This is a genomic window from Aquidulcibacter sp. (genome assembly GCF_049239865.1).
Classification (GTDB): Bacteria; Pseudomonadota; Alphaproteobacteria; order Caulobacterales; family Aquidulcibacteraceae; genus Aquidulcibacter.
In genome coordinates, this window is the sequence record NZ_JBMLTR010000219.1 from 156,391 (window position 1) to 183,217 (window position 26,827).

The 26,827-nt window shown below is 56.2% G+C and carries 22 protein-coding genes and 1 pseudogene; 13 read left to right on the forward strand and 10 right to left on the reverse strand.

Features of this window, described 5'->3' with window-relative positions; all coding sequences use genetic code 11:
* The first annotated feature begins 82 nt into the window (after positions 1 to 82).
* The 5 genes from ACOVRA_RS16275 (at position 83) to ACOVRA_RS16295 (ending at position 7,176) form a co-directional block, all read left to right on the forward strand.
* Positions 83 to 1,744 (forward strand): electron transfer flavoprotein-ubiquinone oxidoreductase, encoded by a 1,662-nt coding sequence (locus ACOVRA_RS16275; RefSeq protein WP_421721209.1) that lies wholly within the window; start codon positions 83 to 85, stop codon positions 1,742 to 1,744.
* Positions 1,745 to 1,892: 148 nt separating this feature from the next.
* The gene (locus tag ACOVRA_RS16280) at positions 1,893 to 3,860 is read left to right on the forward strand and encodes a tetratricopeptide repeat protein (RefSeq protein ID WP_421721210.1); all 1,968 of its coding nucleotides are present in this window, start codon (positions 1,893 to 1,895) and stop codon (positions 3,858 to 3,860) included.
* A complete protein-coding gene (locus tag ACOVRA_RS16285) occupies positions 3,853 to 5,643 on the forward strand; it encodes a tetratricopeptide repeat protein (protein WP_421721211.1) in 1,791 nt (596 codons plus the stop codon). The genes ACOVRA_RS16280 and ACOVRA_RS16285 overlap by 8 nt, the downstream gene beginning before the upstream one ends.
* Before the next feature lie 7 nt (positions 5,644 to 5,650).
* Positions 5,651 to 6,517, forward strand: a complete 867-nt coding sequence (locus ACOVRA_RS16290) for a 4-(cytidine 5'-diphospho)-2-C-methyl-D-erythritol kinase (RefSeq protein ID WP_421721212.1) — start codon at positions 5,651 to 5,653, stop codon at positions 6,515 to 6,517.
* 38 nt (positions 6,518 to 6,555) lie between these two features.
* Positions 6,556 to 7,176: a glutathione S-transferase family protein gene (locus tag ACOVRA_RS16295; RefSeq protein WP_421721213.1), complete on the forward strand. Its 621-nt coding sequence runs from the start codon at positions 6,556 to 6,558 to the stop codon at positions 7,174 to 7,176.
* A gap of 10 nt (positions 7,177 to 7,186) precedes the next feature.
* Here the strand turns inward: ACOVRA_RS16295 and ACOVRA_RS16300 are convergent, their stop codons facing one another.
* The 6 genes from ACOVRA_RS16300 to ACOVRA_RS16325 all read right to left on the reverse strand — a co-directional run bounded on the left by ACOVRA_RS16300 (position 7,187) and on the right by ACOVRA_RS16325 (position 13,779).
* Entirely contained in the window at positions 7,187 to 9,451 is a 2,265-nt protein-coding gene (locus ACOVRA_RS16300) for a S9 family peptidase (RefSeq protein WP_421721214.1), read from the reverse strand.
* Positions 9,452 to 9,455: 4 nt separating this feature from the next.
* Entirely contained in the window at positions 9,456 to 9,671 is a 216-nt protein-coding gene (locus ACOVRA_RS16305) for a ribbon-helix-helix domain-containing protein (protein WP_421721215.1), read from the reverse strand.
* On the reverse strand, positions 9,658 to 9,855 hold the full coding sequence (locus tag ACOVRA_RS16310) for a DUF4169 family protein (protein ID WP_421721216.1): 198 nt from the start codon (positions 9,853 to 9,855) through the stop codon (positions 9,658 to 9,660). The genes ACOVRA_RS16305 and ACOVRA_RS16310 overlap by 14 nt, the downstream gene beginning before the upstream one ends.
* Before the next feature lie 35 nt (positions 9,856 to 9,890).
* Entirely contained in the window at positions 9,891 to 10,310 is a 420-nt protein-coding gene (locus tag ACOVRA_RS16315) for a hypothetical protein (RefSeq protein WP_421721217.1), read from the reverse strand.
* 78 nt (positions 10,311 to 10,388) lie between these two features.
* Positions 10,389 to 11,015 carry a VOC family protein gene (locus tag ACOVRA_RS16320; RefSeq protein WP_421721218.1) on the reverse strand — a complete coding sequence of 209 codons (627 nt, stop codon included), beginning with the start codon at positions 11,013 to 11,015 and terminating at the stop codon, positions 10,389 to 10,391.
* Positions 11,016 to 11,115: 100 nt separating this feature from the next.
* Positions 11,116 to 13,779, reverse strand: a complete 2,664-nt coding sequence (locus ACOVRA_RS16325) for a hypothetical protein (protein WP_421721219.1) — start codon at positions 13,777 to 13,779, stop codon at positions 11,116 to 11,118.
* Positions 13,780 to 13,989: 210 nt separating this feature from the next.
* Between ACOVRA_RS16325 and ACOVRA_RS16330 the strand changes: the two genes are divergently transcribed.
* A complete protein-coding gene (locus ACOVRA_RS16330) occupies positions 13,990 to 14,436 on the forward strand; it encodes a hypothetical protein (RefSeq protein ID WP_421721220.1) in 447 nt (148 codons plus the stop codon).
* Positions 14,437 to 14,460: 24 nt separating this feature from the next.
* Here ACOVRA_RS16330 and clpB read toward each other — a convergent pair whose 3' ends face one another.
* Both clpB and ACOVRA_RS16340 read right to left on the reverse strand, forming a co-directional pair.
* A complete protein-coding gene (clpB, locus tag ACOVRA_RS16335; protein ID WP_421721221.1) occupies positions 14,461 to 17,079 on the reverse strand; it encodes an ATP-dependent chaperone ClpB in 2,619 nt (872 codons plus the stop codon).
* A gap of 103 nt (positions 17,080 to 17,182) precedes the next feature.
* Positions 17,183 to 17,551: a c-type cytochrome gene (locus tag ACOVRA_RS16340; RefSeq protein ID WP_421721222.1), complete on the reverse strand. Its 369-nt coding sequence runs from the start codon at positions 17,549 to 17,551 to the stop codon at positions 17,183 to 17,185.
* Between the two features lie 783 nt (positions 17,552 to 18,334).
* Between ACOVRA_RS16340 and ACOVRA_RS16345 the strand changes: the two are divergent.
* The 6 genes and pseudogenes from ACOVRA_RS16345 to phoB all read left to right on the forward strand — a co-directional run.
* Positions 18,335 to 19,180, forward strand: a pseudogene (locus ACOVRA_RS16345) (sensor histidine kinase); the annotation flags it as partial.
* A 122-nt stretch (positions 19,181 to 19,302) separates the two neighbouring features.
* Positions 19,303 to 20,703, forward strand: coding sequence for a phosphate ABC transporter permease subunit PstC (gene pstC / locus ACOVRA_RS16350; RefSeq protein WP_421721223.1), 1,401 nt, complete (start codon positions 19,303 to 19,305; stop codon positions 20,701 to 20,703).
* Positions 20,696 to 22,522, forward strand: coding sequence for a phosphate ABC transporter permease PstA (gene pstA / locus ACOVRA_RS16355; protein ID WP_421721224.1), 1,827 nt, complete (start codon positions 20,696 to 20,698; stop codon positions 22,520 to 22,522). Before pstC ends, pstA begins: the two co-directional genes overlap by 8 nt.
* 4 nt (positions 22,523 to 22,526) lie before the next feature.
* On the forward strand, positions 22,527 to 23,372 hold the full coding sequence (pstB, locus tag ACOVRA_RS16360) for a phosphate ABC transporter ATP-binding protein PstB (RefSeq protein ID WP_421721225.1): 846 nt from the start codon (positions 22,527 to 22,529) through the stop codon (positions 23,370 to 23,372).
* Positions 23,373 to 23,416: 44 nt separating this feature from the next.
* The gene (gene phoU / locus ACOVRA_RS16365) at positions 23,417 to 24,145 is read left to right on the forward strand and encodes a phosphate signaling complex protein PhoU (RefSeq protein ID WP_290806609.1); all 729 of its coding nucleotides are present in this window, start codon (positions 23,417 to 23,419) and stop codon (positions 24,143 to 24,145) included.
* Positions 24,142 to 24,831: a phosphate regulon transcriptional regulator PhoB gene (gene phoB / locus ACOVRA_RS16370; protein WP_290806612.1), complete on the forward strand. Its 690-nt coding sequence runs from the start codon at positions 24,142 to 24,144 to the stop codon at positions 24,829 to 24,831. Before phoU ends, phoB begins: the two co-directional genes overlap by 4 nt.
* Here the strand turns inward: phoB and ACOVRA_RS16375 are convergent.
* A complete protein-coding gene (locus tag ACOVRA_RS16375; protein WP_421721226.1) occupies positions 24,828 to 25,292 on the reverse strand; it encodes a cupin domain-containing protein in 465 nt (154 codons plus the stop codon). The two genes, phoB and ACOVRA_RS16375, sit on opposite strands and share 4 nt — an antisense overlap.
* Positions 25,292 to 26,059 carry a hydroxyacylglutathione hydrolase gene (gene gloB / locus ACOVRA_RS16380; RefSeq protein ID WP_421721227.1) on the reverse strand — a complete coding sequence of 256 codons (768 nt, stop codon included), beginning with the start codon at positions 26,057 to 26,059 and terminating at the stop codon, positions 25,292 to 25,294. The genes ACOVRA_RS16375 and gloB overlap by 1 nt, the downstream gene beginning before the upstream one ends.
* 41 nt (positions 26,060 to 26,100) lie before the next feature.
* Here gloB and ACOVRA_RS16385 point away from each other — a divergent pair, with 41 nt between their 5' ends.
* Entirely contained in the window at positions 26,101 to 26,820 is a 720-nt protein-coding gene (locus ACOVRA_RS16385) for a class I SAM-dependent methyltransferase (RefSeq protein ID WP_290806621.1), read from the forward strand.
* Positions 26,821 to 26,827: the final 7 nt, after the last annotated feature.

Here is a 26,827-nt window from a genome sequence, read left to right on the forward strand (position 1 = left end):
GACAAAGGCAATCTGAAATTTGTCCTCATGCGATAACAGTCTAACTGATCCATGCAGGGCCTAGGCGAAAAGGGGAGTGACGATGGCTTTTGACGCGATTGAGCGTGAATCGATGGAATATGACGTCCTGATCATTGGTGCTGGGCCTGCAGGCTTGGCAGCTGCGATCCGTTTAAAACAGCTCAATGCTGACTTAGCTGTCGCGGTGCTGGAAAAAGGCGGCGAGGTTGGTGCCCATATTCTCTCCGGCGTTGTTGTCGACCCCAAAGCTTTGGACGAATTGTTGCCTGAGTGGCGCGAAGCGCCAGATCGGCCCTTGACCACGCAAGTGGAGAAAGATGAGCTGAAGCTTTTGGGTCAAGCGGGCAGCCTGCCATTGCCTAATTTCATCATGCCACCCTTGATGAATAATCACGGCAATTTCATCGGCTCGCTTGGCAATGTCTGCCGCTGGTTGGGTGCCAAGGCAGAGGAATTGGGCGTGGAGATCTATCCAGGTTTTGCCGCCGCCGAAGTCGTTTATGATGAAGCCGGTGCCGTTAAAGGCGTGCAAGTCGGGGATATGGGCGTCACGCGCGAAGGTGAAATGGGTCCAGACTTCACCCCCGGCATCAATATTTTTGCCAAATATACTCTGATCGGCGAGGGCGTCCGTGGTTCGCTCGCTAAGCAGATCATCGCCAAATACAGCCTCGACGAAGGCAAAGAGCCCCAGAAATACGGCATTGGCCTAAAGGAAGTTTGGCAGGTCGCGCCAGAAAAGCACAAGCTTGGCCTGGTTCAGCACGCTTTTGGTTGGCCGTTGGACTGGAGCACAGGCGGTGGCTCCTTCCTTTATCATTGGGGCGATAATCTGGTCTCCGTAGGCTATGTGGTTCACTTGAATTACAAGAACCCTTGGCTGAGCCCATTTGATGAATTCCAGCGCTTTAAACAGCATCCTGATGTCCGCCCAACTTTTGAAGGTGGCAAGCGCTTGTCTTACGGCGCGCGTGCTATCACCGAAGGCGGTCTGCAATCGGTGCCTAAATTGCCATTCCCCGGCGGGGCCTTAATTGGCTGCTCGGCAGGCTTTGTAAACGTGCCCCGCATTAAGGGCAGCCATAATGCGATGAAGACCGGCATGCTGGCCGCTGAGACGGTAGCAGCGGCGATCGCGGCGGGTCGGTCTGGCGACGTGCTGGAAGAGTATCAGGCCGCCTATGAAGCCAGCTGGGTCTATAAGGACTTGGAGCTGGTCCGCAACGTGAAGCCACTTCTGAGCAAGTTTGGCACCCTGATCGGTTTGCCTCTCGGCGGTATCGATATGTGGTGCACCACCGTATTTGGCGGCTGGTCACCGTTTGGCACGCAGAAGCACGGCAAAACCGACGCTGCCAGTCTGTTGCCTGCTGATCAATGCCCGAAGATTGAGTATCCAAAGCCTGATGGTGTAGTCAGCTTTGACAAGCTGTCCTCGGTCTTCTTGTCCAATACCAATCACGAAGAAAATCAGCCAATCCATTTGAAAGTCGCCGACCTTGCGCTTCAAAAGTCGAGTGAATTGGATGTCTTTGCCGGGCCTTCAAACCGCTATTGTCCTGCGGGCGTTTATGAGTGGGTCGAAGATGGGGCAGGAAAGCGCTTCCAGATCAATGCGCAGAATTGCGTCCATTGCAAAACTTGCGACATCAAGGACCCGAACCAGAACATCACTTGGACCACGCCGCAGGGTGGGGAAGGGCCAATCTACCAGAATATGTAGCGTTGAGCTGAACATCGGCGCTGATTGCGATCACATTTCACAGGCTGGCCTTGGTCTAGCCCTTGTTTGGTCACTCAATCAGCGCCAGTTTAGTCTTTGACCAATCCTTGGTCGATCCATCAATCCACGCTACCAGCAGGATGTTGCCATGCGCCTCAGAGCAGTCCTTTTTGCGACCACCACCATCCTTATGGGCGCATCGCTCATGGCACCGATAGCTTGGGCTTCTGCGCCGCCTGTAATTGAGCGTACGCCAGACGCAGACAGCGCTGGTGCGATTGAGCGCGAGCGCGCTTATGCTGGGCTAAGCTTGGGCGACGCCATCCGGCAAGCATTGATTGATGACGATCTGGATTTCGCCTTCAAGTCGATTGCCGCGCTTGGCCGTGCGGGCGGTGACAATAGCACGGCACTTTATTACAGCGGCGTGCGGGCTTTCAGCCAACAAAATTATCAAGATGCCACCGACACGCTACGTGACAGCGACAAGGATGACATGCTGACGGCTGGTCTAGTTACATGGGCTCATGTTGGACAGGGCCAGTTGGACCAGGCGATTAATGTTTGGGAAGTCTATGGCGGCGATGGTAATCGTCCCTTCTTCAACGCCTATCGCGGCCTGCTCGCTGAACAGAATGGGGAAATCAAAGCTGCCTTGGGCTATTATGCGCAGGCTCAAAAAGCCGGTGAGCTCCATTTTGTGCGAGACTTGAGCCGGCGCTATGTCACTTTATTGGTTCAAGCTGGTCGCAAGAATGATGCCCTAAAGGCCCATGACGAGATTTTTGGTGAACCAAAGGGGCTGGACCCCCTCGAAACCCAATTTCGCGAGACGATCGCGTCTGGAAAGCCAAAGCCCCTAGCCGCGATGCTGCCACAGGCAAGCGTTAGCTCTTTGATGAGTAATTATGCCTCAGCCATGATGCTGGTTCGGATATTCCAAGCCAATCAAGAGCAAAATGATCCAACCAATCCAAAGTCCGGCGAGCCATCTGAAAAGCCTGATGCGGATGCTTTGTTCGTTGGCGATGCCTTGTTGCTTCGGACTGCCTTGAAGATTGACCCGTCCAATCAATCTGCGCGCTTTAGCTTGGCGGAAGCCCTAAGCGAGATTGACGAAGACAAGGCCGCCTTAGAAACGCTGGCCCCGATTGTGACCGGTGAGCGACTGGACGAAGTGCGCCGCGAAAAGGCAGTGCTACATCTCAGCCTCGAAGACGCCTCCAACGCGGCGGCGCTTTTGGATCAGATCCCGCAGAATCTTCGTGACCGGCGTTGGTGGGACCTTCAGGCCAGTATTCGCAGCGCCCGGGGTGATTTCAAGGGCGCTTTCGAAAGCGCCAATAAGAGTGTGGTTGCAGCGCGCGGTACAGGTGAGTGGGATGAAGACTTGGCCCGCCTGAGTATGATGCGTGCGCATTATGACTTGGGCCAGAAAGCCGAAGCGATTGAGATCGCCCGCGCTTTGGTCAAAAAGCTGAAGCCAGAGAACCCGGTTCGTGGTTCGGCCGGCCTCTTCCTTGCCGCCGAACCCTCAACACATGTTGAAGGGCTGCCAGCGGCGCGCGAAAGTTTAAAGATGCTCGGTGCAGATGGCCGCACGAAGCTTTCCCTGGGTGGCGTCCTTGCGCAATTCCCTGGAACTAGGGCTGAAGGCGTTCAACTGATGCGCGATGCACTGGCAGAAATGCCACGTTCGCCACTCTTCATGAATGCCTTGGGCTACACGTTGGTTGAGTATGATATCGATGTCGAAGAGGGCTTTCAATTGTTGCAGAAAGCCTATGAACTGCGCCCCTATTCTGGGGCGATAACGGACTCTCTAGGCCGCGCACATTATAAGCTTGGCCAATTGGATGAAGCTCAACGCTTGATCGAAAAAGCCGTCGACATGCGCAAGGAAGCACCAGACCCTGAGATTTATGACAATCTGGGCGACGTCTATTGGCATCAAGGTAAGCCAAGTGAAGCGCGGCGCATGTGGCAAATGGTGAAGGACTTCGGCGGGCATTATTTCAAGCAAGCGGAGCTGGAAGAGAAATTGAAAAATGGCCTTAAGGGGCCTGCACCCGTTAAAAAAACAGCTCCAATCTTTGTGGAGCCGGGTAGTGTTTAGACAAAAGCCAAATTCTGTGGCGCGTGCGCTCGTCTTCGCGGCGCTTCCACTTTGCTTCAGCGCGCCACAGGCTTTTGCTCAAAATCCGGTGCAAGTAGGCTCTTCTGCTGCAAAGCCGGGCGCGCCTGTCCTATTACAGCGCTCAGACGCCGATATTTTTGCAGCAACCTTGGCTGGGCGCTATGCGCAAGGTGTCGATAATCCCAAATTAGCGGCGCAAGCTTGGGCGCGGGCCTTCTTCCGCCGCCCTTCCGACTTGGAGCTATATGATCGGGCGACTGCTGCAAACCTAGAGGTGGGTAATCTAGGCATGGTGGTGCGAATGGCCAAATTGGTTGCACCTGCTCAGCGCTCTCCGAAAGCTGTTTTGGCCTTGACGGTCGAGGCCCTTGGGCAGGGGCGATATCAAGATGTCGCCCGCACTCTAGACGGGCAAAAGTTTAGCCCGAGCCTCACCCAATTTGCTAACCACCTCCGCGCCTATGCGCTGTTAGGCCAAGGGCAAGGGCCAAAAGCAATTGATCTTGCGAGCCAAGTTACCGGCATTTCTGAGCTAGACGATGCGGCCTTGATGTCGCGAGCGATGATTTTGGCGCGTGCCAAGCGCCCACAAGAAGCTATTGCCTTGTTTGAAAAGGCACGGGGCCTTCAGCAAGATTCGCCAGCTGGCTTGCGGTTTTACAGCCAGTTGCTGCTGTCTGTTGGGCAGCGGGACAAAGCTGAGGCCCTTCTATCCCCTTTAGCCGAACGCGGGTCTGTGAAGGCCTCAGCCTTTACCGGGGCTTTGGCACTGGCTCGCGCTGGCGATAAGGGTAATGTCGCCCTCAATGCGCAAGACCATGTTGCGATCGGCATGTTGACCTTGGTCGAGGCGATGCAAGATAGCCGGCCACCGACTGAAACCTCAGATCTTCTGTTTTTGTTGGCTTTTCTCCACCCGTCTTCAGATGAAGTGAATGCGGCATTGGGTCAGCATTTGGCTAGTCATGGTTATGATGAGCTGGCCGAGCCTTTGCTGGAGCGTGTCTCTGTTTTTAGCCCGGATTTTGTTGCAACGCGCACGGAATTGGCGTGGCTGATTTATACGCGTGACCCCAATCAAGCCTTGCTTAACGCCCGCGAACTGGTGGCGAAAAATCCGACAAACTTTGCGGCCATGACGCTACTTGCCGATATGCTGTCTGCCAATCGGCTCGACGCCGAAGCGGAGGCCGCCTATCACAGCCTGATTAAACAGGGTGAGGCGGCAAATTGGTCACCAGCTGAGACGTGGCCACTTTATTTCGGTCGTGGTGGCGCACGCGAACGTCTCGGTCGTTGGCCAGAAGCCTTGTCAGACTTACGCTTGGCAAAGGCTGCCGCCCCGAATCAACCCAATGTGTTGAATTATTTAGGCTATGCTCTAGCTGATCGTGGCGAAAATCTAGACGAAGCCTTGGCGATGCTGCGCAATGCCATGCGGCTTCGCCCTCGCTCCGGCGCGATCCTGGATTCCTATGGCTGGGCTTTGTTCAAAAGTGGCCGCCATGAAGAGGCCGCTACGATGTTGGAGCGCGCGGCTAGTCTTGCGCCCAACCTTGCAGAGGTGGCTGACCATTTAGGGGATGTCTATTGGCGCACCGGCCGGCAAGAAGAGGCTCGGCTGGAATGGCGACGCGCTTTGTCGCTGACACCAACGGCTGAACAGACCAAAGCACTGGAAATCAAGTTGAGCGACGGCTTACCGCCAGATCCTAGCCGGGCTGCAGATGCGGCCATTCTTGCTCAGACCAAGTCAAACTAAGCCGCAGATGACTGCCTGCTTTGCTCCCGCCAAACTCAATCTGACTTTGAGAGTCGGGCCACCACAATCAGATGGTCGTCACCCACTCGATAGCCTCGTATGCTTTACGCACAGTCTTGGCGATCGCCTTTCGGTGAAGGCGTCCGTTGGGCTGGAACTGGAGATTTCAGGGCCGTTTGGCGAGGGGCTGAGCGCAGGGCCAGATAATTTGGTTTGCCGTGGCGCACAAATCCTCGCCGACGCGGCAGGAATACCGGCCCAAGCTCATATTCGTTTGACCAAGAATTTGCCGATCGCATCTGGGATTGGTGGAGGCTCTGCCGATGCAGCAGCGGCAATGCATGCGCTGAACGAATTTTGGAATCTCAAGCTTTCGCAAGCTCAACTTCTGGCTTTGGGCGCTCAACTAGGGGCTGACGTGCCTGCCTGTCTAATCGGGCAACCCGTTCATATGACCGGGACAGGGGAGACCTTAATGCGTACAGGGCCTTTAGCCCCCATGGGCGTGGTTTTGGTCAATCCGGGTGTGCCGTGTCCTACCGGGCCCGTTTATCGCACCTATGACGCTTTAGGAGCCGGTCCAGCGTTGGATGTTCGCCCTGTGCCAGAAATCTCGAGCCGAGAAAGCCTCTTGGCCTATCTTCGCGCCATGCCCAATGACCTTGAACAAGCGGCCATCAGCCTTGTCCCTGAAATTGCCGACGCCATGGCGCGCTTGGCCGCCAGCCCAAATGTCCGCTTTGTCCGTATGTCGGGTTCGGGCGCGACCTGCTTTGCGCTCTATGATGATGAGGACGCCGCACAAGCTGGGAAAAATTTTGTTCTCGAAGGTCTTGCCAATCGCGGCTTTTGGGTTGAGGCAGATCGTATCTAAGCGCTGTGGATAGACCATAGCCGAGTGGAGGGGCTTTTATGATTGTCGTGCATCACCTTAACGATTCCCGGTCGCAGCGGATATTGTGGCTGCTGGAAGAAATGGGAACGCCCTATGAAATCAAGAAGTATCAGCGCGATGCCGTGACCAATCTGGCCCCGCCAGAATTGAAGGAAGTCCATCCACTGGGGAAGTCGCCTGTGGTGACGGATGACGGGGAAGTTCTCGCTGAATCCGGGATGATTATCGATGTGTTGGCACGCCGCTATGGCCCAGATCTGGCAGTTGATTTTGCTTCACCGCTTTATCCCGCCTATGCGCATTGGCTGCATTTTGCTGAAGGTTCAGCCATGCTGCCCTTCCTTTTGGCGCTCTACACAGGTCGCTTAGGGGATGCTGCTGCTCCGCTGATGCCGCGCATCACAGGTGAGATCATGAACCATTTGTCCTATGTCGAAGGCGCGTTGGCCGGAAAACAGTTTTTTGTCGGTGATCGTCTGACTGGCGCAGACATTCAAATGAGCTTTGTCGGCGAGATCGCCAAGGGCCAAGGGGCTCTGGGCATGCTTCCCAATATGAAAGCTTGGCTCGAAGGCCTTCATGCCAGACCACAATGGCAAGCCGCCCTTGAAAAGGGTGGCCCTTACCGCTTCGCCTGATATTGCTAATCTAGCGCGGTCCAGGTCCCAAAGTTCGATCAAAGAAGTTTAAGATCGTGAGTTGGACGTGCTTGGCCCGCGCTTTTTCGCGAATGCCGTGCTTCTGCCCCGGATAGACCATGGTTTCAAACGGGATCGAAGCGGATTGCAAGGCATCAAACGCGGCGGTTGAGTTGTCGAACGTCACATTGTCGTCTGCCATGCCATGGAGGATCAAAAGCGGGCGTTTGACGTTTTTCAAGCGCGGCAGAACTGACGATCTTGAATAAGCGTCCGCCTCGTCTTGAGGCTTGCCCATAAAGCGCTCGGTATAATGGGTGTCGTACAAGGACCAGTCGGTGACGGGCGCTCCTGATACATAAGCCGCGTAGGCTTCCGGTGCCTCGGTCGCCAGTCGCAGCGCCATATAGCCACCATAGGACCAACCCCAAACGCCAATGCGGGAAGGATCGACATAGGTCTGCGCTTTCAAAAAGGCGAGGCCCGCCAATTGGTCCTCTACCTCTGGCCCACCCAGTTTCCGGCTGATGGCGCGCTCAAAACTGCGCCCCCGGTTCGGCGTGCCCCGATTGTCGATGGAAAACACAATATAGCCGCGGGCGGCATGCACCTGATCGGTATTGCTACCCCAGCTTCGTCGAACAACCTGAACGCCTGGTCCACCATAGACATAGACGATGACAGGCCATTTCTTGCTGGGGTCGAAATTGGCCGGCAGTTGCATAGACCAGTTGAGCACATCGCCGGACGGACCATTCAAGGTACCAAACCGCACCGAGGCGCGTTTGGCGAGATAAGGTGCCCAGGGGTGCCTGCTGTCGAGCTTGTTTTCCTCAATCCAACGGATCAAGCGCCCACTGGCCTCATATAGGCCAAGGCGAGGGGGTGTTGTGGGGTCTGAATAGGTTCCGAGGAAGGCTTTGCCGGTGGTAGCCATAGCCACACCCCAACTGCCGCCGCTGGCGGTTACGGCACTTGGCGCACGACGCTTGGCCAAAGGTGCCGAGTAAAGGCGCTGTTCAAGGCTGTCGTCCTTATTGGACATGAAAAAGACGCGGCCTGCCGCCTCATCTACACCGGTGATCTGTGACACAGCCCAGTTGCCGGTTGTCAAAACTTGTACGCCGGTACCATCGCGCTTGCGTCGTTCGATGTGGCGCCAACCCGTCCGCTCGCTCGTCCACAGGAAATCGCCCGACGCCAAGGGCGTGAAGTCATTGGTCAGGTTCAGCCAAACCAAATCCGCCTCTGTGAGAATGACTTTCGATTGGCCGGTCGCCGGGTCAACCATCAGAAGGTCGAGCCGCGTTTGGGCACGGTTTTGCCGCTGAATATACAGGGTCTGGCCATCCTTCGACCAATTGACCCGCGCAACATAGATGTCGTCATTCTCCCCTAGATCAACTGGGACGACGGCACCGGTTGTCATGTCCTTGATAAATAAGGCGACACTGGCATTGGTTGCACCCGAGCGCGGATAGCGTTGCTGGACAATCTCGGTCTGGCTCGCCCCAATCTCCACGCGCGGGACAAGGGCGACTGCGCTCTCGTCGACTCGGGTAAAGACAATCCGGCCATCGTTCGGTGCCCACCAATAGCCCGTGTCTCGATCCATTTCCTCTTGGGCGATGAATTCTGCCATGCCATAGGTTGTGGCTTCACTGGCTGCTGGCGATAACGCGACTTCTTCACTCGTGCCTAGTTTAAGGGCCATCAACTGGCCTTCGCGAATGAAAGACACATAGCCGCCCGCAGGTGAGATTTGAGCGTCGGTCTCAAACTCTGGTGTGCGGGTCAATCGGCGCGGGCTGTTGGGGTTCGCGACCGACACATAATAGAGATCGCCGCCCAAAGGAGCCAAGATGGCCTCGCCCTTTTTGTCCCACTCATAGGCAACAAGGCCACGCGTGCCGGCCAAGCGTTGGCGCTCACGACGGGCGGCTTCTGCTTCGGACAGGGCACCCTCGTCTGGGACTAAAGCCTTTGAATCAACCATCATAAAGGGCGCGCCGCCGGCGACAGGGGCCGCCCAGAGGTCTAAGCGCAAAAAATCGCGCTCATTCGGTCGTAGCCAGGTGACCAATTTGCCGTCTGGCGAAAATTTCGGCGCGCGCGCGACTGGTCCATTGAGTGCTGGATCCTCAAACAGGCGGTCCAGCGTGATGCTGCCAGATGTCGGCGCAGCGGCAGGGACTTCTTGTGCGTTCACAAGGGCGGGGAGAACGGCGAGAATCGCCAATAGGGTCAGAACAGGGCGCATACGTCTATTTGGCAAGGCTTCAGCCTTCCGGCAAGACTTGATGCAAAAGCGCCCACACCCGAAGGGCGCTTGCGAGCGGGCGATCGCCCCTTTGGCTGTCGATCTCGCCGATCAGCCCTGCCAAAGACAAGCGGCGCTGACGGGCATGCCCGTCCAAGGCCGCCCAGAACTCTGCCTCTAGCGCAACACTTGTGGCGTGTCCCTCGAGAGAAACCGATCGCTTAATCAGGCTCATGATTTGTCGCCTTGGTCAGGAGATGTCCATCGAGGCGCGTTTTGGTCTGCGTTTTGGCCTTTTCTGTGGCAAGCTTTTCCAGCTTCGTGCGACCAAACGCGATACGATTTGCCTCGCCTTTGGCGGCATTGGCGGTGCGCGCTTTTGCTTTGCGTGCTTGTCTTAAATTGATGATCTCGGCCATGGGACGTTTTTATTCTAGTCAGGCCTCTAAATCCATCAGAGTGATGGGCTCGGCGGGCTGGCTGCGCAGTTGAAGGCACGTCGGGATAGGGCATCTGGTTTTTCAACCGCTTCTTGAAGTTGACGTTCCATTTCGCTCTGCACCAACTCGGGTACCTTATCGCTTGAAATGCCATAAGCATCGGCCGCGGCATAGACTTCCGCCAGCCATCGATTGCTGCTGTCGATAACGCCTGGTTCGCGTGACCAAGAAGGGGCAGCCATCGCCGTCACCTGAATTGCGGCAGCGCACGTCAGCGAGTCTTCCAGCCGTGCGAGCGCCGCAGGGTCTTCCCCTTGTACAGTTTGAACCTGTGCCGATTTGGGTTGCGGTGCGGTTTGTTGGGCATTTGGCTGGGCGAAAGCTTGAAAGCTCCACCCCGTTAAAAGCGAAACAAGGATCAAATTGGCACGCATCGTCACTCACTTTGTTGCTGCGCCCAACCTTGCAGGGACTAGGCCATCGTCAAGTAACCATCTTCTTTTACTGAGACTTCATTGTGGCAAAGTTTGATTGAGCTCAAGATAAGCACCATCGGCGTCAAAGAATTGGCAGCCCAATACCCGGATTGGGGGGGCACCTGGGATACGAGGCGGATAGACCGAGATTTTCGGCTCCACCACCATACGCACGCCCGGTGCCGCCTTGGCGGCATCACAGGCCTTTTGCGCGTCTGCAACCGCGGCAACTATGATATGGCTACCCGGACCCAAAACTTTGGGCTGCTTGACCTTGGGGTGGTCCGGGCGGTCGGTATATTGAATCAGGCCGATCCAGCCGATCCAAGGGTCATTGGCATTGAGTAACACTAAGCGAATCGGACGGGGTGGCCCGCCTTGTGCAAAAGCCGGGCTCGAAACACTCATGCGTTCATCATAATTCACCCGCATACCCAGCCCATCGCGATAGAGCTTGAGTGAGGTTTCCATGTCCCTCACGATGATAGTGGTGCGGCGAATGTCGATGGGGACGCGCTCAATCGGTACGACGATTTTTGTCGGGTCTTTGGCGGGCTCAGCACTTTGGGTAGACGGCGCAGCCTGTTGTGCTACGGCGATGCCCAGCCCGGCACCTGCTGCAACGACACTCGCCAGAAAAAACACTTTCGCGCACAGACGCATGCATAGCCCTCCTGATAGGATATATCATTTGTTTAGGGGCTGGCGGGCAAGATGCAAGCCTAAAACGAGCATTGCATGAACATGCACAAAAACTGCCTGCTTAGGCGACAACGCCGAGGCGGCGCAAGGCATCCTGACCCAGAGCGGCTTGCCGATTGTAATAGGCCACGCCCGCTGTGTTGCCACCTGATTTTTGGGCAGCCTTGGCTGCATTTTGCTTGCGCAACTCGACCTGCGTTGGGTCGGAGGAAATCTCCCGATAGCCAATACGCAAACGTCGGAGCACGCCGTCAAATGAGTCTGCCAAAGCCTTGGCTTTGGCCTTGTCTGATACATCGCCCTCCAAAGGCATTTCGAGTGCAATAATGGGAGGCGGGTCGGAGACCGATTTGGTGCCTGGCTTTTTAGGGGCAGGGCGAGGGATCGCCACGCCGGGTTCTAGGCCCAATTGAGTCAGGGCGTCTGCCACGCCATCGGTCGCCTTAAGTTCGATCCGATCGCCAGCCTTTGGCGTGATGACCAAGCTTTCTATCCCTTTGAGGGAGCGTGCCTCAGCAGTGCCATCGCGCATCAAGACGCGGTTCAGTTTGGCTGCCAAAGTCCGCATGGTCTCACCCTGGGCGATGGTGATTTTCTTCTCGCTACCGCCGTTGACGATGACACTAAATTGGTCGCCGCTGCGCAGACCTGTCCGGTCAGTCAAAGCATCAGAAATGCCGAAACTCAAAGTCCCTTGCGGAATGCCCATCGAATCGAGGCTTTGGGAAACGGTGGGCGCAAGGGCGATGGAAATTGGCGCATCAACCAATTGTGGGGCGGTCCGACTAAACGCTTGCACGCCTGTATCTGCATCAAGACCGACGATCGAGCTTTCCCGCGTTGTGCTGGCAGGGGTCGAGCCATTGGCTGGCGTCACCGTAACGGCCTCTGTGGCATAGGCCACCTGATCGCCTGCCGCGGTTAGGGCCCGGATGGCTTCACCAGAAGTTTGGGTTTGGAACAGCACGGTTTCGGAACTGATTTCCATGCCGACTAATTTATTAGCGGTCGAACTCGTGGCTGTGCGGCCTGCAAGGAATATTCGGCCAGCGGAATCTGATGTAACCATGGTAACAGCGCTTAAAGTGCTGGCAGCCAAATTGTTGGTTGCGCCGCTGGCAGTGCCGGTCACCGTATCAAATTTGCGCATGCGAGCGCCGCCGCTCTCGTTCCAGACGGCAACGGCTTGGCCGTTGGCAAGCGCTAAGCCTGCGGGCGTGTCATCGCCCGTGGTGCCCAAAGTTTGAGTAAAACGCACAGAACCTGCGGTGTCAAAGGCCTGCAGATAGACGTCTTTACCGCCTAACGCAGCCGCGCCGCCATAACTATTGGTCGTCGTCCCCATGACAAAGACGCTCCCATCTGCGCCGACTTGCACATGGGTGGCATTGTCGCTGCCAGTGGCCCCTTGCTGGTGATACCATTTGTCCCGACCTTCGGAATCAAAAGCAGCCACAAAAGAATCCAGCCCATTACCGGTTGTGCTGGTCGCCGTATCGGCGCGCCCAGAAACTGAACCCGCCACTGCCAAAGTCCCATCTGCGCCAATGGCGAGGGAGAATCCTTGGGCAGGAGCCGCCGATCCCAAGGCCCGCGTCCAAACGATTTGGCCCGTTGTGTCGTATTTCATCAACACGACGTCGCTTTTATCTTTAGGCGTTTGGCCATTCACTTTACCGGTCGCATCGGCAATCACATAGAGCGAGCCGTCTGAACCTACGACTGATGCGCGGGCACCAACCGTGGAGCCTTTGACCGCCGAAATATCCGAAGTGAAGGACGCCAACTCATCCGTGCCCTCAAGGCCCGTCATTTTGCTCACCACGCTTTGGGTTGCGCTATCGACGGTCTTTCCGCCAGCAACATAAAGCGCTGGCTTGGTATCACCTACCGCAGCTTCAAAGGACAGCGTTTCTAGCGAGTTGGTGGTGATCCGCAGCCGCTGTTGAACGGTTGCCGTCCCGCCCTTGGTGGTGGCGGGGACTGTGGTTTCAACACGCGAAAATCGGCTCTCAAACCCTGCCGTTTCGAGCTTGCTATTGATGAAATTGGTTACATTGCCCAGATTTCGGTCAGTAGTGCCCATTTCGGAAAGATTGATGTCGAAATTGGTGGTGACGCCAGCTTTGGTCACTTTCAATGTGAAGCGGCGATCTCCCAGAAAGCCTTGTGGGATGGCAGTCAAATCGCCATTGACCAAGGGTTTGGTGTCGTATTGTAGTAGACCTTTGGGAATACCTTCGCCTTCGTGACGCGCCAGACGACGCCCGCCAATCAAATAGGCCCCATCGAGTTTGGTGGCATTGATATGGTCGTTGAGTTCCTCAATGCCTTTGGTCAGCCGATCCTGCAGGCGCTTGCGCGTTTCAGCGCTAACCCCATCCTTGGCGGCAGCATCAGCCAAGGCTTGCAACTTCTGAACACCATTATGAATGACGAACAAGCTTTTGTCGTTTGGGTCGGTGACCGCAGACCCTGCTCCTGACCCCAAACTGGTATTCACTAAACGGCTGGCGCGCAATGCCTCAGTAGCCAGTTGCGACAAAGTTGCCGGTTTAGCGCGGGAATCCCATGGTGCCATCCGCGCAATTTCACGCTGGGTCGGTGGACCGGTTCGGGTGGCGGTGGCGGTATTGGTGAGTGCCGACAAGTCAATAGACTGCACGGACGAGTTGGAAAACCCGCCTGAATTCAACAGACTAATGACATTGGCATTGATGGCCACCGAACCGATTCCTTAACTTGCCACACGAATTCCCAATTTTGTGAGCATTTATGAGCGGTTAGAATGGCCCAAAAAGGTTGCAATGGGCTTAATTTTTCGTGCTGGTTTTGGGGCGGCGGGGCATCGGAGCAAAGTATTTTTCCGAAGTTTTATCGCGCGGCACACCCCTTTTCCGCTTGTATTTGAGAATAATTCGCATATAGTTCCGCCATGCCCCATTCACAGCCGATCCATGGTCTTGAAGCTGGTGCGCAACTTGCGCTCCATGCCATGCGTCGCGCCGCTGGGCCTTCGGTTTTCCGCTGCCCAGTGACGGCAGAGCGTGTCGAGACAGCGCGTGCCGCCATGCGCAAATTGGCCAATCTGCTTCTCTTGTCTGGGCGCAAGCTACGGCTAGGCGATTTAGGGAGCCTTGAACCTTCCCCAGACGAGCGGACGCTACTGAATGCTCTGGCCGCTGCGCAGGCAGATGATGAGGACGCACTTGTGGCCGCGCTTCGCTGGTTGGCAGGTTTTGAGCCCGGCCCCGATATGACCGAGACCACAAAGATCGCCGCACTCGCCTTCGCCGAAGCGGGCTGGAAGTGGGGGGCAACCCAGAGCCCAAGAGCGCCAGAACCGCCATTTGGGATGAGTCCGGTTCGGGCCGTTAGCTGACCCGAACCAAACACTTTCAATGTTTTAGTTGACAATAATGCCTTTGGGCGGGCTATCATTTTGCCCGGTAAAGCCATTGAAGCTCAACTCGTCGCTACCGGGTTGCGCGGTCACGACAACTGTTTCGCCGTCCTTGATCGCGCCCGAGAGAATGAGGCGGGCCAGCGGGTCTTGCACATCCTTTTGGATCACCCTCTTTAAAGGGCGGGCACCATAGGCAGGCTCATAGCCCTTATCGGCTAACCAGGTTTTGGCGGCATCATCCAAAGTAATTTTGATGTCGCGCGATGCCAAGAGCGCTTCCAATCGGCGCAATTGGATCGGCACAATCCGGTCCATTTCCGCCCGACCCAAGCGTCGGAACAGGATGATTTCATCAATACGATTGATGAACTCAGGGCGGAAATTGCCGCGCACAGCCTCCATCACCAGCGGCCGTACAAGCTCAACATCTTCGCCATCATTCTGCTCAGCCAGATATTGGCTGCCCAGATTGGACGTCATGACGAGGATGACATTCTTAAAGTCCACTGTCCTGCCTTGACCATCGGTCAGGCGGCCATCATCCAACACTTGCAAAAGGACGTTGAACACATCGGGGTGGGCTTTTTCGACTTCATCAAACAACACGACTTGATAGGGTCTGCGCCGCACGGCTTCTGTTAACGCCCCACCCTCATCATAGCCGACATAGCCCGGAGGGGCCCCGATCAGACGGCTGACGGAGTGCTTCTCCATATATTCTGACATGTCGATGCGGGTGACCGCACTGTCGTCATCGAACAGGAATTCCGCCAAAGCTTTGGTAAGCTCAGTCTTGCCGACGCCCGTGGGACCGAGGAAGAGAAAAGAACCAATTGGCTTATTGGGATCTTGCAGGCCAGCACGTGACCGCCGCACCGCGTCTGAAACGGCTTCCAGCGCCTCTTCTTGGCCGACCACGCGGGCGCGCAGGCTGTTTTCCATCGCGAGCAATTTTTCGCGCTCGCCCTCCAACATGCGCTCGACCGGTACACCGGTCCAGCGCGCTACGACGGCGGCAATTTGTTCAGCATCGACGACTTCATGCACCATGCTTTCGCCGCTGGTCTCTGATTCTTTCAACGCCTTTTCGAGATTGGGAATGGTGCCATATTGCAATTCACCGGCCTTGGCATAGTCGCCCCGGCGCGTGGCTTCGGCCAATTCAAGATTGAGCTTTTCCAATTCTTCTTTCAGCTTGGTGGAATCCGCCAACTTTGCTTTTTCCAAGCGCCAAGTTTCGCTCATATCGTCTGACTTGGCTTGGAGGGTGTCGATCTCGTCCTCAAGCCTTTCCAAACGTTCGATCGAGGCAGGGTCTTTTTCTTTGCCCAGCGCCGAGGCTTCGATCCGCAATTGCATCAGGCGGCGGTCAATTTCATCCAATTCTTCGGGCTTACTGTCGACTTGCATGCGCAAGCGGGCCGAGGCCTCATCCATCAAATCGATAGCTTTATCGGGCAAGAAGCGATCTGCAATATAGCGCTTTGATAAGGTGGCGGCGGCCACAATCGCGGCATCAGAAATGCGAACCCCATGGTGGACTTCGTATTTTTCTTTCAAGCCGCGGAGGATGGAGATGGTGTCTTCAACGCTGGGCTCATCGACAAATACGGGTTGAAACCGCCGGGCGAGGGCAGGGTCCTTTTCCACATGCTTGCGATATTCATCCAGCGTGGTTGCCCCAATGCAGCGCAACTGGCCACGCGACAGGGCGGGCTTGAGGAGGTTGGACGCATCCATCGAGCCTTCAGATTTGCCCGCACCGACAAGGGTGTGCATTTCATCGATGAACAGCACAATGCCACCATTGGCCGCTTCCACTTCGCTCAAGACCGCCTTGAGGCGTTCCTCAAATTCACCGCGGAATTTAGCGCCAGCGATCAAAGCACCCATGTCCAAGCTCATGAGCTTCTTGTTCTTTAAGCTCTCGGGCACGTCGCCATTGATCATGCGAAGGGCAAGACCTTCGGCGATGGCAGTTTTACCGACCCCCGGTTCCCCAATCACCACCGGATTATTCTTGGTGCGCCGTGACAGGACTTGCACACAGCGGCGGATTTCATCATCGCGACCAATCACAGGGTCCAGCTTGCCGTCGCGCGCCGCTTGGGTGAGGTCCCGTGCATATTTTTTCAGCGCCTCATAATTGTCGTCCGCATTGGCGGTATCGGCAGTGCGACCGCTGCGCATCATGCCGATGGCGGAATTGAGCGAGGTAGGCGTCACCCCAGCTGCCTTCAAGGCATCTGCGGCTTTGGTCGCGCGAGCGGTCGAGATGGCCAGCAAGAGCCACTCGGCAGCAACAAAGCTATCGCCCGCTTTTCCAGCGGCATCCTCGGCACCTTGCAGAACACGCGCGGTTTCAGGCGGCATGTAGATTTTATCTTCGCCACCTTCGACAACAGGAAGACCGGCAACCGCCACATCAGTTGCAAGCTTGGCTTCATCGGGGCGCCCACCAGCCGATCTGATCAGGCCAGCAGCCAGTTGTTTGTCGTCATCAAGCAGCGCCTTCAGCAAATGCTCTGGCGTGAAATATTGGTGTTTGCGTTTGATCGCTTCCATTTGTCCGGCTTGGACGATGGCACGAGCGCGTTCGGTGAATTTATCTAAGTTCATGGTGGCAGAGCCTAAAGTTAAGTCCAGGATTGACCTTGTAGCAAGGATCGTTGTCCCTTCAGTTAGGTGTGGCCTTTGGGCAACACAAGGGGGTGCGGGCAACTCATTTTGGCGCGCGCTTTTTTGCCTTTTTGACGGGGCTCTGAACGCTTCTTAGATAGGCAATCAGGCTATCGATTTGATCGGGATCAAACTGAAACTCAGGCATCGGTCCATGGCCTACCAGAATGCCCTCGCTAAAAGCTTCTGCCAAATTATCAAGCGGATAGCGTTGCGCCAGTGTCGCAAATCGTGGCGCTTGCGGGTTCGGGCTTTGCCCGCGTTTACCGATGGCATGGCAGGTTGCGCAATGGGATTGGGCGAGGGTGCGACCAGCCTCAATGGCCTGTCTTTGTATTGAGGGGGCGGCTGCGGAAGCTGGGGAAACAAGGCCCCCGATGAGACAGAAGCTCAATCCTAATCGTGCCAACATAGCTGTGCCCTCGCTCTAAATCCTGATGCATTCCTTGCAGTGCAAACTTCCCACCTTTGGCCCCCACTGTCTACGCTGGCGCATCGAACTTGGCACCCACTGAACGTGGGTGGCAAAACCGTCAAAATACTGTCATCCTAAGGATATAGCTGCGTGTCAGCTTGAAGTATCTGCTTCGTCTCAAGATCACGAAAAGTTCCCATGCCTGAAAGTTCGCCTGAACCTACTGCCCCGAATTGGCCTGTTATTACGACCATTTTAGGTGTGTTGTTTGTCGCTTGCGGCTTGATTTACGGTTTGACTCAAAATGCCATGTTGACGCTCTTCGGTGCCATTGGTGTCGGCCTGTCGCTCGGGATTGGCTGGTGGCTGGGCGCGGACACAACCAAAACCGCATTGGAAGAAAAAAGCCTTGTTGGGCAAAGTCTTGTGGCGGCCGTCCCAGGCTCTGGGGCTGTCGGCGAAGTAACTGGGACCACCCTCGTACGCGATGCTGTGCGCTTTGCTCGTGCTGCCATCGAAGCAACGCCCAACCCAGTTCTGATTGTGGATTCAGCCGGTCGTCTGGTCGGTACCAATCAAGCTTCCCGAGATCGCTTTTCCATTGATGCCGGCCAAGTGCGCTTCAGCGCCGTGATCCGGAGGCCGAATCTAGTCGACGCCGTCAGCGACGTGTTTAAGACTGGCGTGACTCGGACTTTGTCGATTGAAAGCCGGGTACCGGTTGACCGCTATGAGCGCGTTTCGATTGCGGCTTTTGAAGCTGATCAAGAGCGCTTTGTCCTCTTATCTATTCAGGATGAGACAGAGGCTCGCATGTCAGAGCGCATGCGCGCAGACTTCTTGGCCAATGCTAGTCACGAATTGCGCACCCCACTGGCGGGGATCATTGGCTTTATCGAGACATTGCGGGGGCCGGCCCGCGAAGACGCAGCGGCCCGTGATCGATTCTTAGAGATTATGCACCTTCAAGCAGATCGCATGAGCCGCTTGATCTCTGACTTGCTGAGTCTGTCGCGCATTGAGCTTAATGAGCACGTTGCGCCAACCGCACGGTCAGACTTTGCTGCCGCCGTGCAGGAAATCGTTGAAAGCCTGCCGCCAGACAAGCAAAAGCGCATTCAGTTCAAGGCGGGTGATGATCCGCTTTGGGTGATTGGGGATTGGGATGAGATCCAGCAGATTGCGGCTAACCTCATAGATAATGCCCTCAAATATGGTGGCGCTCAGTCGGACATTCGCATCGTGCTGTCAGCTTGGCTCGACCGAGAGTCCGCTTTGAAATCGGCTATGCGCGAGTGGGATGGCGCGTCACGCCTACCGCTCACCAGCCCAGAAGTTGATCGGGATCGGCTCTATTGCACGCTGCGAGTTGAGGATTCAGGCCCGGGTATTGCGCGCCAACATTTACCGCGCCTGTCAGAGCGCTTTTACCGCGTGGAGGAAACCGCCACGGGCAAGAGTGGTACCGGTCTAGGCTTGGCCATCGTCAAACACATCGTCAATCGCCATCGCGGAGGCCTTGTTGTGGAGAGCGAGCAGGGCAGGGGCACTGCCTTTTCTGTCTATTTGCCCCAGCCCTTGGAATTGGGTCCTGTACGGACAATGGCCGAGGTCCAAGCAGGCTAAACTTCAGCTGCGCCGCCACTGTCATCGAAGTGTCATAAAAATGTAATCTTGCCTTCTCAGCAAAGCCTTAAGGGGCGGGGGAGAAATGGTGCTGGATTGTCCGGCAGGGGCTATGATTCTTCATGGATGCGTTCGCTGATGTGCCTGTAAGCCTGATCGCGGCAGCCATTGTGCTGGCTTTCGGCACCTGGGCTTGGCAAACTGGCGCGACCAACGCGCTGGCAATCGCCAATTCAGGTCAGGGCCGTTTGAACTCTTTACCCGGACATCACGGGTGGTACGCGGTTTTGTGGGTTGTCGGCCCTGCATTAGGCTTGTTGCTGCTGCACGAATTGATTGCCCCATCTGCCATTCGCTCGCTTTTGTCGCATAGCTTGCCGCCGGAAGTTTTGGCTCTGCCGAAAGAGCGGCTGGACCTGTTCTTTATCGACGCCAGCAAGATTGCCTTTGGCGGCACCCCCAGCCAACGCACCCCGGATGTCTTGGCAGCTGCGGAGGCGATGCGCGGGATTTCGGCCAATCTGAACATTGCATTTGGGCTGGGTGCATTGGCGCTATCTGCCTTGGGCTTTTTCCTGTCGCGCTCGCATCTGGGTCGTGACTTCCGCGCCCGCAATGCGGTTGAGAGCTGTATCAAGGCGGCCATGATGGTGGCTTCTGGCATTGCGATCCTGACCACCCTTGGGATTGTTTTGTCGCTTTTGTTTGAGACGCTAAAATTCTTCTCCAACTATAGTCCAATCGACTTTTTGTTTGGCACACAATGGAGCCCGCAAGTCGCTATTCGGGCGGATCAAATCGGACAATCCGGCGCGTTTGGGGCGGTTCCTCTGTTTGCCGGGACCGCGCTCATCATGCTGATCGCCATGGCGATTGCGATCCCGGTCGGCCTCGGCTCTGCCATTTACCTTTCCGAATATGCCAGCGCGCGGGCTCGCGCAGTCGTGAAGCCGGTGCTGGAATTGCTGGCTGGCATTCCAACCGTCGTCTTTGGCTTTTTTGCTTTGTTGACAGTCGCGCCCATCATTCGGGCGATTGGCACCAGCATTGGCCTCGATGTGTCTGCACAAAGTGCGTTAGCGGCAGGCCTCGTCATGGGGATTATGATCATTCCTTTTATTTCTTCGCTGTCGGATGACGTGATCAATGCTGTGCCCCAAGCCTTGCGCGATGGGTCTTATGCGATGGGTGCGACCAAGTCTGAGACCATCAGCCGGGTTGTGATCCCCGCGGCTCTGCCCGGCATCGTTGGGTCTGTCTTGCTGGCTGTTTCAAAAGCCCTTGGCGAAACCATGATTGTGACCATGGCTGCCGGTCAAAACGCCAACCTCACCCTGAACCCGTTGGACATGGTAACAACCGTAACCGTACAAATTGTGACCTTGCTCACGGGCGATCAAGAATATGACAGCCCCAAGACCCATGCCGCCTTTGCTTTGGGCTTTGTGCTCTTCTTCGTGACCTTGATCCTCAACATCATCGCTTTGCGTGTCGTTCAAAAATATCGAGACAAATATGAGTGACTCAGCCGCCCCTTCTCGGACCGCGCTGCGGGATATCGTGAACCGTCAAATCAAGCGGCGTCATGCGGCTGAAACGCGTTTCCGCTGGTTTGGCATTACGATGGTTGCAACCGCAATCGCGGCCTGCGGCCTTTTGTTATTGTCGGTCATCGCCCAGTCCATTCCCGCCATGACCGAAAACCGCTTGCATGTGACCTTGCAAGTCAGCGCCGAAAAAGCCGATCCAATGGGCAATCGGGTGCCGTCTGAAATTCGTGAACAAGGCAATTTCTATGGCTTGGTCCAAGACGCGCTGATCCAGCGCTTTCCCACTGCTGAAGCCGATCGGAAGCTGGATGATTTGTTTGATGTCGTGACTTCGTTAGCAGCTGTCCCCATCGGCCGCACCTTGGCAGAAGACCCCAGCTTGATTGGCAAGACATTGGACGTCTCTTTGCCGATCAATGATGACCTTGATCTGTTTTTGAAGGGCGCTTACGGCAAAACGCGCGTGAGCCAGGGCGAAGAACCCCTGAACGTCAGCAAGGCAGCCGACAACACCTTTACCTTGTCTGGCGGCCGTGCGCCTTTTGCCAAACCCGTCGCCAATCTGCGTGAAGATTTGGCTGTCGCCGCCACAGAGCTTGAAACCGCGCTTGGTCTCAAGCGCCAACGCCTCAGCATTGCTCAAACCCAAGTCGCGGCCTTGAAAGCGCGGGTTGCAGAGCTGAAAGCTTCTGGCGGGCCTGGCCTTGCAGCCGCAGAGGCCTTGGCAGATCAAGCCCAAACCTTGGTCGACAATCTCGTCGGTGAGACAGCGGCTGATGCGGCGACCATCGAGGCCTATCGCGCGGCGATCAAAGGTCAAGGCGGTGCCATTGATCTCAATGATGACAAGCCCAGCATTCTGGTTGAGGTGCGTGGTTCCACCTATAAATTGACGCGCATTTCGCCGAGCTCGGCACAAGGCGTACTTCTCGCCCGCAGCCCACAATCGGTGGATTATGTCTGGCGGACCGTCCAATTAGCGACACCGCAAAATGGACGGGCCGTGAATGATGAAGTCATCGCGTTTGGCCGTCAGTTGCAAAATGAAGGGGCTATTCGCCCAGCACTGAACACGACGATCTTCACCAATTCTGACTCAAATGAGCCCGAATTGTCCGGCATTCTATCGGCTCTTGTCGGTTCTATCTTCACCCTCTTGGTGACCTTCTGCACGGCTGTGCCGATTGGGGTGGCGACGGCTGTCTATCTGGAAGAATTCGCGCCGAAAAATGCGCTCACGGACTTTATTGAAGTCAATATCAACAATCTGGCAGCCGTGCCTTCCATTGTGTTTGGTCTATTGGGCTTTGCGGTCTTCCTGACCTTCTTCAACATGCCGCGCTCTGCCCCGATTGTCGGCGGCATCGTGCTGACTTTGATGAGCCTGCCCGTCATTATCATCGCTTCTCGCGCTGCCCTAAAGGCTGTTCCACCTTCAATCCGCGAAGCCGCTCTTGGGGTAGGTGCGTCTAAGATGCAGGCGATTTTCCACCATGTCCTGCCTCTGGCCATGCCCGGCATCATGACAGGCTCCATCCTCGCGATGGCCCATGCTTTGGGTGAAACCGCACCGCTCTTGATGATCGGCATGGTGGCCTTTATCGCCGATGTGCCAACCAGCTTGACCGACTCGGCAACTGTTTTGCCAGTGGAACTCTTTATGTGGGCAGGTCGTCCAGAACGGGCGTGGGAGCCACGCACCGCCATGGCCATTCTGATTCTACTTCTCTTTATGATAGTGATGAACGCTGTCGCAATCTTCCTGCGGCGTAAGTTCGAGCGCAGGTGGTAAACCGATGAATACGTTCTCTCAGTCGAACTCTGAAGCGCATAGCGAGGCCCATTCTGGCCATGTGCAGCAGACCACAGGCATTCTGCCTGGCATCACGGCTAAAGTCCGCGCGCGCGACGTCAATGTCTTTTACGGCACGAAGCAAGCCTTGTTTGATGTCTCATTGGATGTCCCGGATGCTTCGGTGACGGCCTTTATCGGGCCATCTGGCTGCGGCAAATCCACCTTCTTGCGCTGCATCAACCGCATGAACGACACCATCGATTCCTGCAAAGTGACTGGCAATATCCAAGTCGATGGCCGCGATGTAAATGATCGGGCGATTGACCCAGTTGTGTTGCGCGCTTCCGTCGGCATGGTCTTCCAAAAGCCTAATCCTTTCCCAAAGACGATCTTTGAGAATGTGGCCTATGGCCCGCGCATCCACGGCATTGCCAATGACAAGCAAGGCCTAGAGCGGATTGTCGAGCAGAGCCTGCGTAAGGCAGGCCTGTGGGATGAGGTGAAGGACCGCTTGCATCAACCCGGCACGGGCCTTTCAGGCGGTCAACAGCAGCGTTTGGTGATTGCGCGCGCCATTGCCGTTAATCCTGAGATCATTCTGATGGACGAGCCTTGTTCGGCTTTGGACCCCATCGCGACCGCCAAGATCGAAGAGTTGATCGACGAATTGCGGCAGAATTTCTGCATCATCATCGTCACCCACTCGATGGCGCAGGCTGCCCGCGTCAGCCAGCGGACCGCCTTCTTCCACATGGGCAAACTGGTGGAAGCGGGGCCGACCGAAGAGATTTTCACCAACCCACGCGACAGCCGCACCCAAGACTATATCACTGGCCGATTTGGCTAAGCCTCCAGCACCTTCATACTTGGGTGCCCTGAAAGTAAGTTGAGATGACAGAACATACCGTCCGCGCCTTTACCGAAGAATTGGAAGCCCTCGGGGCAGACCTCACCCGTATGGGCGGCTATTCTGAGCAGGCTTTGAGCGACGCGGTGACCGCCATCGCCCGCCGCGATGCTGGCCTCGCCCGCAGCGTGATTGACGGCGACAAGAAGATTGACGAACTCCAGCGTGAGATTGAGCGTAAGATCATGCGCCTATTAGCGCTGCGTCAGCCTTTGGGCCGTGATCTACGCCAAACGGTGGCAGCTTTGAAGCTCGCAGGCGACCTTGAGCGCATTGGCGATTTGGCTAAGAATATCGCCAAGCGCGCGCTGACCATTCAGGAATTTGACCCAATCGCTCTGACCCGCAGCGTTGAGCGTATGGGCAAGATTGCTGTCACCCAGTTGAAGCAAATCCTCGACACGTTCGCTTCACGCGAAGTGGCCGGAGCGGTTTCTGTCTGGATGCAGGATGAAGAGCTAGATGAGCATTATAACTCACTCTTCCGCGAACTTCTGACCTACATGATGGAAGATCCCCGCATGATTGGTCCGGGGGCGCATTTGCTGTTTGTCGCCAAGAATATCGAGCGGATCGGCGATCACTGCACCAATATGGCCGAAGTTATTTATTTCCTTGAAACCGGTGAAGACATTGGAACCGACCGCCCGAAAGCTGTCGATCCTGTCATGCCTCCCCTCCCACCGTCGCCCACTCAGGAGCCATTGTCATGACCCCTTACGTTCTTGTTGTTGAAGACGAAGACGCCCTCGCGACGCTGTTGCGCTATAATCTTGAAAAGGATGGTTATCATGTCGGCGTCGCCGTCGATGGCGAAGAAGCCTTGATGATGGCGTCGGAACGCTTGCCAGACTTGGTCATTCTTGATTGGATGTTACCAAAGGTGCCCGGCATTGAGGTGTGTCGCAGGCTGCGGGCTAAGCCAGATGCCCGCAATATTCCCATCATCATGCTGACAGCACGCGGCGAGGAATCCGACCGGATTCGTGGCCTTGATACCGGTGCAGACGACTATGTCACCAAGCCATTTTCGACGACTGAACTTTTGGCCCGGGTGCGCGCTGTCCTGCGTCGCATCCGCCCGGGTTTGGCCGACGACCGTCTGGTGTTTGGTGATATTGTGGTCGACCGTGTGTCCTACCGTGTGAAGCGCGGCGAGCGTGATGTCCATTTGGGACCCACAGAATTCCGCCTATTGGATTATTTCATGCAACATCCAGGTCGCGTTTTCTCGCGCGAGCAATTATTGGACGCAGTTTGGGGCTCTGACGTTTATGTCGAAGCTCGGACCGTCGACGTCCATGTCGGTCGTTTGCGCAAAGCCTTGAATGAAGGCGATGAGATTGATCCGATCCGTACGGTGCGATCCGCAGGCTATGCGCTGGATAAAGCGAACTAAATTGGCGCTTGCCCAGGCTTGCCCGGAAACCAGTCGGGATGGGCCAGTTCAAAGCGTTCGAACAAGAAGCCCGGCGCAACGACACAGCTAACCAAGGTCCAAGCCCCAAGGCTTTCAGCTGCCTGCCAAGCGCCTGCGGGCACGATGGCTTGTGGTCTTTGTCCGGCGCGCAAGTCAGGCCCTAAGCGGTGGGCATAGGCCTTTTGACCATCCTCGCTAATGCTCAACGCCAATGGCCCGCCCGCATGCCAAAACCAATGTTCGCCCGCATCCACACGGTGCCAAGCCGAGACTTCCCCAGCTTGAAGGAGGAAGTAAATGCTGGTTGAGAAACCACGATCCTCCGGCCCATTGGGGTCGCGAAACGTCTCAACATAATGGCCGCCCTCTGGGTGGGGCTTCATCTGAAGCAAGGCGATGATCTCAGAGGCGGATAAATCGCCAGACAATGCCCTTTGCATCAGAATTGATCCTTCATCTGCCGCACCCGGGCAAATGCTTCATAAGGTGCTGCATCCGCTGCAACCCCAATTGCGACCCGTACGCTGGGCAGATCTGCCCGCACAAACGGATTGGTCGCCCGCTCCAGCCCAATACTGGTTGGCACGGTCGGCACATTATCAGCGCGCAATCGGGTGATCTCTTGGATGCGGCTGGTCAATGCAGCATTCTCTGTCTCAATTGTCGCGCAAAAGCGCGCATTGGCGGCGGTATATTCATGGGCGCAATAAATGGTGGTTGCATCGGGTAGAGCCATCAATCGGGAGAGACTATTCCAAGCCTGCTCCGCCGTGCCTTCAAACAAACGCCCGCAACCCAACGCAAACAAAGAATCCCCGACAAAGGCCACTTCATCGTCCGCAAAATAAAAGGCGATATGGCCAAGCGTATGGCCGCCGACATCGATGACTTCTGCGCTGCTTTCACCCAAAGTGACCGTTTCGCCTGGTCTTACGACGCGGGCAAGCGGGCTGATGCGTGTTTGGACTTCCTCTGGCCCCAAAGAGACAGTTCCCAAAGCCTTTTCAATCGCCTGATTGCCGCCGGCATGGTCAGGATGCCAATGGGTGTTCCAGATTTCATCAATGTGCCAACCGAGTTTCTGGGCTTCTGCCAGAATGGCGGTGGCGTCGGGTGTGTCGATACAGGCAACTTTGCCAGTGGCCGAATCGCGGACAAGAAAGGCATAATTGTCCGACAGACAGGGAAACATATGAATGATAAGCATGTCTGTCCTTTAAGAGAGAAACTTGGTTTATCCTAGCCCTTATGCGTGTTGATGTCCTTGCCCTGCAAAGTTTTTATGCGAGCCCCTTGGGGCAGACGGCGCAAGCTATGGCTGGCCGCCGCATGGTGGACGCCTGGGGCGATTGCAAAGGCCTCGACGTTCTGGGCTTTGGTTATGCGACGCCTTTTCTGACGCCGTGGCTGCCAACGGCGCGTCGGGTGACGGCTTTGATGCCAGCGACGCAAGGGGTGGAGCGCTGGCCTTCATGCGGGCCCAACCTTGCCTGTATTGGCGATGAAGATCGGATGCCTTTTACCGAGGCGATTTTTGACCGCATCCTTTGTGTCCACGCGCTGGAGGAGGCCGAAAATCCGCGCGTGTTGTTGCGCGAACTCTGGCGCCTGCTCGCCCCTGAAGGACGTCTGATGATTGCCGTCGCCAATCGCGGTGGTATTTGGGCGCGGGCGGAATCGACCCCCTTTGGCCAAGGTCGACCTTATAGCCGCAGCCAGCTAGCGGGCCTTTTGAGCGATTCCATGTTTCAGCCTGTTGCTTGGTCGCGCGCGCTTTATGGCCCGCCTTTGTCGTGGAAAATGGCCACAGGTGGAGCGGCTGAGACGTGGGAGGGCGTCGGCGAGCGGGCTTGGCCAGCACTTGGCGGGGTCATTTTGGTTGAAGCGGTCAAGCGTCTGTATGCTGACAGCCTGCCCGGTCAGGGCCGGCGAGTCTTGCTCGCACAACCGGCGGCCGCACGTTTTTAAGGCAATC

Bases quoted from the DNA above. Each gene is read 5' to 3' on its own strand.
- ACOVRA_RS16310 (WP_421721216.1), bottom strand. From the start codon at position 9,855: ATGGCCGAGATCATCAATTTAAGACAAGCACGCAAAGCAAAAGCGCGC.
- gloB (WP_421721227.1), bottom strand. From the start codon at position 26,059: ATGCTTATCATTCATATGTTTCCCTGTCTGTCGGACAATTATGCCTTT.
- pstC (WP_421721223.1), top strand. From the start codon at position 19,303: ATGGATGCGTTCGCTGATGTGCCTGTAAGCCTGATCGCGGCAGCCATT.
- pstB (WP_421721225.1), top strand. From the start codon at position 22,527: ATGAATACGTTCTCTCAGTCGAACTCTGAAGCGCATAGCGAGGCCCAT.
- phoU (WP_290806609.1), top strand. From the start codon at position 23,417: ATGACAGAACATACCGTCCGCGCCTTTACCGAAGAATTGGAAGCCCTC.
- phoB (WP_290806612.1), top strand. From the start codon at position 24,142: ATGACCCCTTACGTTCTTGTTGTTGAAGACGAAGACGCCCTCGCGACG.
- ACOVRA_RS16320 (WP_421721218.1), bottom strand. From the start codon at position 11,015: ATGCGTCTGTGCGCGAAAGTGTTTTTTCTGGCGAGTGTCGTTGCAGCA.
- ACOVRA_RS16315 (WP_421721217.1), bottom strand. From the start codon at position 10,310: ATGCGTGCCAATTTGATCCTTGTTTCGCTTTTAACGGGGTGGAGCTTT.
- clpB (WP_421721221.1), bottom strand. From the start codon at position 17,079: ATGAACTTAGATAAATTCACCGAACGCGCTCGTGCCATCGTCCAAGCC.
- ACOVRA_RS16305 (WP_421721215.1), bottom strand. From the start codon at position 9,671: ATGAGCCTGATTAAGCGATCGGTTTCTCTCGAGGGACACGCCACAAGT.
- ACOVRA_RS16375 (WP_421721226.1), bottom strand. From the start codon at position 25,292: ATGCAAAGGGCATTGTCTGGCGATTTATCCGCCTCTGAGATCATCGCC.
- ACOVRA_RS16340 (WP_421721222.1), bottom strand. From the start codon at position 17,551: ATGTTGGCACGATTAGGATTGAGCTTCTGTCTCATCGGGGGCCTTGTT.
- ACOVRA_RS16280 (WP_421721210.1), top strand. From the start codon at position 1,893: ATGCGCCTCAGAGCAGTCCTTTTTGCGACCACCACCATCCTTATGGGC.
- ACOVRA_RS16330 (WP_421721220.1), top strand. From the start codon at position 13,990: ATGCCCCATTCACAGCCGATCCATGGTCTTGAAGCTGGTGCGCAACTT.
- ACOVRA_RS16290 (WP_421721212.1), top strand. From the start codon at position 5,651: ATGACTGCCTGCTTTGCTCCCGCCAAACTCAATCTGACTTTGAGAGTC.
- pstA (WP_421721224.1), top strand. From the start codon at position 20,696: ATGAGTGACTCAGCCGCCCCTTCTCGGACCGCGCTGCGGGATATCGTG.
- ACOVRA_RS16275 (WP_421721209.1), top strand. From the start codon at position 83: ATGGCTTTTGACGCGATTGAGCGTGAATCGATGGAATATGACGTCCTG.
- ACOVRA_RS16385 (WP_290806621.1), top strand. From the start codon at position 26,101: ATGCGTGTTGATGTCCTTGCCCTGCAAAGTTTTTATGCGAGCCCCTTG.
- ACOVRA_RS16295 (WP_421721213.1), top strand. From the start codon at position 6,556: ATGATTGTCGTGCATCACCTTAACGATTCCCGGTCGCAGCGGATATTG.